General features: G+C 52.2%; 4 protein-coding genes. All 4 read left to right on the plus strand.

What is annotated here, in order from left to right:
• Nucleotides 1-260 (plus strand): transposase (locus EYC95_RS29855; protein ID WP_131063516.1); only part of this gene is annotated, 260 nt, incomplete at its 5' end.
• Nucleotides 179-3,109, plus strand: a complete 2,931-nt coding sequence (locus EYC95_RS30285; RefSeq protein WP_165557536.1) for a hemagglutinin repeat-containing protein — start codon at nt 179-181, stop codon at nt 3,107-3,109. The genes EYC95_RS29855 and EYC95_RS30285, both read left to right, overlap by 82 nt.
• Nucleotides 3,110-3,123: 14 nt before the next feature.
• Nucleotides 3,124-3,534: a hypothetical protein gene (locus EYC95_RS29865; RefSeq protein WP_131063517.1), complete on the plus strand. Its 411-nt coding sequence runs from the start codon at nt 3,124-3,126 to the stop codon at nt 3,532-3,534.
• A 187-nt stretch (nt 3,535-3,721) separates the two neighbouring features.
• On the plus strand, nt 3,722-4,391 hold a 670-nt coding region (locus EYC95_RS29870), incomplete at its 3' end, for an IS4 family transposase (RefSeq protein ID WP_131063518.1).

The following is a 4,391-nucleotide window of genomic DNA, read 5'->3' on the forward strand; positions in this document are numbered from 1 at the left end:
CTCGGGTGATTCCGTTTTTTGACTATCCAGCCGAAATTCGCAAGGTGATCTACACCACCAATGCCATCGAATCGATCAACATGAGCCTGCGTAAAGTGATCAAAACGCGTGCGTCATTTCCGACCGATGAGGCGGTGACGAAGCTGTTTTATCTGGCGTTGAACAACATCAGCAAGAAGTGGACGATGCCGATCCGGGACTGGAAAGCGGCCTTGAATCGCTTCAGTATCCAGTTCGAAGATCGGCTGTTGTCGGTTTAACAGAAATTCCGTTTACACAAAATCGGGTACACCCTCTCTCTGCCTTGCAAAATCTGACTATCACCGCTGGCCGCGACATCAACCAGCAGGGCTCCGACCTGCAATCCGGCATCGACCTGAAGTTAAAGGCGGACCGTGACATCAATATCGATGCCGCAGAACAGGCCAGCCAGATCACCACCACCGACAGCATAAAACGCAACGGGACCACTACCACGGTCGCCTACAATTTTGGCAACACGGTGGATACTCTCAAAGGCACCGGCAAAGGTGAGGATGGGGTTAGCAAGGGGTCGAGCGTACTTAAATCGGTCGATACTCTCGGCCAATTTTTCAGTGGACCCACTTTCGATGGGCATGTGGGGGCTTCAAGTACCAGTCAGACCCGAACCCAGACCTCTGTGACCAATCGTCCTTCCATTCTTTCGGCAGGTAACGACATCAGCCTGGACGCTGGTAACGATGTAAACGTTCGTGGCAGTCAGTTTGATTCCGGACGCAATATCAATGTCACCGGCCGCAACATTACCTTCGATGTCGCCCATGGCGCTGATGGCAGTGATGGAAATCAGACCCAGAGCAAAGGTGGTCTTAAAGGCGGCACAACTGGAGGGTTCAAGCTCGGTGTTGGTATCAGCAATGCAGGTAGCAAGGACGAGTCGACTCAAGGCAACTCCACACCCGCGCAACTCAATGCGGGTGGCAGCATCAACCTGGATGCAAAAAACGACCTGACTCTGATCGGCACCCAGGTAATTGCGGAGCGGGATATCAAACTCAAGGCCGGCAACGACCTGAATATCCTGTCCGCGCAAAATGCGTCCAGCAGTGAAAACAGCCGTCGCAGTTGGGGCGCCGAGGGCGGTGTTATTGCGGGGCAGGATGGTTTCGGCTTCTATGGCTCAGCCAACGTTGGTCTGGGCGATTTAAAACGAAAAGGCGTTCAACAGCAGGAAGCTTACTTGTACTCAGGCAATAGCCTGAATTTTCAAAGCGGCCGCGATACCACCATAACCGGAGCCACGTTGCGCGCCGACGAAGTGATTGGCGACGTGGGCCGCGACCTCACCGTGACCTCGGTGCCCCACACCGGTAAGGTTGAGGGCAAAGAGTTTGATGCCAGCCTGACGGTCGCCTTCAGCATTGGCATGACCGTCAGCGGCTCGCTGGGCTACGGCGAAACCAATGGAAAAACCAATTGGGTCGAAAATCAGACGGTCATCAGCGGCAAAAATAAAGTCGATATCCGCACTGAAAATCACACGCAGCTCGATGGGGCACTGGTGTCAGCCGACAACGGTAATCTCAAGCTGGATACCGATACCCTTGGGTTCCGCAATATCAAAGGCAAGGATAACGAGCACGGTTACTACCTCAATGTCAGCGGTAGCTATGGCGGCGGTGGTGCCCAGCAAGATAAACCGAATCAGGGCATGGCTGCTCCAGACAAAAACAGTTGGGCGGTTGAAGGTTATAACTACAGCAAGGATCGCGAGCAGACGCTGAATGCCACGGTCGGCGCAGGCGAAATTGTCGTGCGTCATGACAAAGTGACGGGGCAGGACTCTACGGCAGGGCTCAATCGTGACGTGAGCAAGGCCTACGAAGTGACTCGAGACGATGAGCATCGTACTGATCTGTATGTCAGCAGCACTTCGCTCGGTGCAGTGATGGACCCCGTAAAGACATACAACCAGTGGAAAGCGAATGTCGAAAATTACGGTGAGAACAGCGTCGAAGCGTTGAACACGCTGGTTGATTTACTGTTTGCCACTGCCGTTTTCGCGAGAGGCTATGGCCTTGTTGTGGCTGATACAGTTCTTGAGGTTCGTGCAGGCACCCGTGCATTTCTGAAAAAACTGGGCGATGAAAGCACGCGAGCAGAGTTAGTCAAACTCACCGTCAATGAGATTATGAATGGGCAATCTACCCCTGAATCTCAAGCGTTAGCCGATCGTATTACCCAAATCGCAGCGACCAATCCTGAACTGGCGATGAACCTGCTTAGTCAGTTCAAACGCTTGCAAAATCCTCATCCCGAGCGGTCGAATTTTGTTCCCGTGGTTCTTGCAGGTGGGGCGTTGGCTGCGCTAGGCGCAGCATTGCTGACGGCGGTCAGTTCACCGCAATACCAGGAAAACATGCAAAAGGCAGTGAATGCTCTTGTTGAGTCTACGATAGAGGCAGGTTCGATTTCAGCTGAACGCCTGAAGGTGGCAATAGAGATATGGGAAACAATTATTGGCACCGCGTTTCCAATACACCTGCTTGATCCAAAGCTTGGAACGCTGATCAATCCCATTTGGGACACTGATGTGCTACACCCAGTGAGTGCTGGTGGATCTACGGTCCCATCACTGCCAACCACTACCGGAGGCAGCCCGGTCGTAAACGGCGGTGGTTCGAGCACTACTTCTCCGGCTGTGGATCCATCCCTTTCGCCAGGCAACATGTTCAGTAGTCCTGTTGACTACGATCATATTATTGGTGCGGATTACACTAAAAATGGCGCACCCACTGGTGCACATACATTATTAAATGGTGATGTGAGAATTGTTCCGGGAAGCGAGAAAGTACCTGATGCATACGGAGTTTATCAGGCAACTGTACAGGTACCGGATCCGAAGAATCCTGGCCAATGGTTGACAAAAACGACTAATAAATCGATGAACTCGATGTTTCCCTCCACTTGGGATAAGGCACGACTGATAAATGAAATTGATGGAGCATGGAATAGTCCTGATAAAGTTGTAACGGGTACCGTATGGCGCTCGACGACCCCGTCTGGGGTTGAGGTCGAGGGATATGTTTCTCCAAGGACAACTATTTATCCGATTTATAGACCTTGATGAGAGGCCGGCACGTGGAGCTGAAGTATTACTATATTCCCGGAGGAGTTCACCCTATTGCTGGGACGGTGCTTTACAGGGCCGCGCTGGTTTCTTCCGGAGAGAACGCTGAGCGGTATGAACTCTATATTTGTACTGTGCTAAACGCTATTGCTCAGACACAAGAGGATTGTGATCGACTATTAGATTGCATAACGTCAATCGAAGATGGTTCCCAATCATCAGAGGCCGGGGGTGGCAATGATGTTGAGCTGACCATGGACGCTACAGGTGTTCAGGTCGATATCCTGATCAACGACGACTGGGTTGGACAGCCCGAGGGTAAATTTACCCTGCAAGAATGGCGTCAGGTTCTGGAGCAGTGGAAGCTTTTCCTGGGGCTGCCAAAGTCGTTAGAAACGGTAGTTATGGTGAAATTACCGTAACCCTTACAGATAATATGGATAAGAGGGTTAAAAGAGAAAAAGGGGACTGGAGAAAAAGGGGACGGATTTGAATGGCACTTACTTAGCAGCTAACCAGTTGAGCTAAAAGCAAAAAATGAAGAAGGGCTGGTCTTGGTCTACGGTGATAGTTGCGAACACACCCCGATAAACCAAGGACACAGCCCCAATGAATCGTAGACGTGAAATTCTCCAGCATCAACAGCAACGTTTTCATCGACACGCTTCGAACTGTGATGCCTATGCGTTTTTCAATCTGCTCACTGCTCCTGAACTGTTGCAGCGAGTCGAGTCTGCACTACCTGAATATCGGGAGCGCCTGTTTCCGCCGACTGAAACGCTGTCTATGTTTCTGGCTCAAGCGATGAGTGCCGACCGTTCCTGCCAGAACGCCGTCAACGATTTGTCCATTAAACGGTCTTGTGGCGGCATGAAGCCCAACAGCACTCGCACGGGCGCCTACTGCAAAGCCAGAAAGCGCCTGCCTGTGGAAATGGTTTCCACGCTAGTCAGGCACACTGGTGCTTCGATAAGTGATAACGCCCCCTCATCGTGGCGCTGGATGGGACGGCCTGTACGCTTGGTGGACGGTACGACGGTCAGCATGCCCGACACTGCGGCCAATCAAGGAGCCTATCCGCAGTCACGCGGTCAGAAAGTCGGTCTGGGTTTTCCCCTGTGTCGCGTGGTTGGCATCGTTTGTCTTTCCAGCGGCGCCGTTTTAGATGCCGCCCTTGGACGTTTCCGAGGCAAGGGCGGCGATGAACAGACGCTGCTCAGATCAATGCTCGACACGTTGAAAACAGGCGACATTTTGTTGGGCGATGCTTACTACGCGA

The organism is Pseudomonas sp. BGI-2 (assembly GCF_004310295.1).
Lineage (GTDB): Bacteria > Pseudomonadota > Gammaproteobacteria > Pseudomonadales > Pseudomonadaceae > Aquipseudomonas.